The organism is Kitasatospora sp. MY 5-36, assembly GCF_001182915.1.
In the GTDB taxonomy this organism is placed as follows: Bacteria; Actinomycetota; Actinomycetes; order Streptomycetales; family Streptomycetaceae; genus Kitasatospora.
Genome location: NZ_LFVW01001224.1, coordinates 1 through 1298 on the forward strand (window position 1 = coordinate 1; position 1298 = coordinate 1298).

At 74.7% G+C, this 1298-nt stretch carries 1 pseudogene; it reads left to right on the forward strand.

Annotated features, from left to right (window positions below):
* A pseudogene (locus tag AE652_RS47105) lies at positions 1–709 on the forward strand (hypothetical protein); the annotation flags it as partial.
* Between the last annotated feature and the right edge of the window lie 589 nt (positions 710–1298).

Here is a 1298-nt window from a genome sequence, read left to right on the forward strand (position 1 = left end):
GGGGGCCGGGCCCGGGATGGTCGCGGGCGGTGTCGGCACAAGCGATGCAGAAACGTTGCCTCCCGGTTTTCCACGGCTCACCTTCCAGGGCGCGGCCATCCCGGTCCCGGCCCACGGCGCGACCCCGCTCAGCAGCCCGACCCTGGTCGCCGCACCGGCCCCGGCTGCCGACCAGGCCTCCACGACGGGCACCGGCGAGCCGGCCCCGGCCGGGCTGCTCACCGTCGAGGCCGGCGAGTACGGCAGCCGGACCATCCTCACCCTCACCAACTCCGGCGCCACGGAGATCCGTTGGCACGCGGTGCCGGACGCCGGCTGGCTCCGGCTCAGCCGCGACGCCGGCACCCTGGCGCCCGGCCAGCGGATCACCGTGATCGTCACCGTGGACGAGGACCAGGCGCCGACGACCCACTGGACCGCCCGGATCGCGCTGCCGCCCTCCCAGGCGGTGGTCACCCTGGAGGGCGGGCCGCACAACCGTGGCGGCTCCGCCTCCTCCCCGGCCGATCCGTCACCGTCGTCGACGCCGTCCTCGACTCCGGCGACACCGGTGCCCAGCGGTTCCACCACCACCTCGCCCACGGCGGCACCCACCGCGTCCCCGTCGCCCTCCGACCCACCGACGAGCACCCCCTCCCCCTCGGGCACAGCGACGAGCTCCTCGCCACATCCGACGGGCACGGCAACGGCCTCCCCGTCGCCGCACTAACGGCCCGCGCAACGCGGCAGCCCTCCCTCCCGGCCGGCACCCGGAGGGCACGGGCGCGCGAGAAGTCGACCTGGCCGACTTCTCGCGCGCGGCGAGGGCGGGCCAGAGGCCGAATATGTAGACCGACCGCCATAATCCCGCCCGCAGTAGCCGGCAAGGCCGCACAGGAAGTCGGCCCACCCGACTTCCCACGCAACACCAGCGGGCAAATACACCGACCTGCGTGCTTCTCCAGAGCCCCAGGCCGAGGATGCACGAAAAGTCGACCCAGCCGACTTCTCATGCGCAACAGGGCCCAGCCTGGCTGGATTTGTAGACCGACCTGCATATTTCACCGGCCAGCCCGAAGCCGGGAGCGCGCGAGAAGTCGACCAGGCCGACTTCTCGTGCGCGGCGGGATCCGGGGTGCTGGCGGGGCGTGCGGGGTGGGGCCCGAGGTGGGTGGCGGCGGGGCGGGCACGGCAGGGGCCGGGGTGGCAGCGCGGCACGCGGGGTGTACGCGGTAGGTCCGGGGTGACGGTGGGGCGTGCGCGGCAGGGGCCCGGGGTGCTGGCGGGTTGGGGTCTGGGGGCGGCGGGGGTGGGAATCG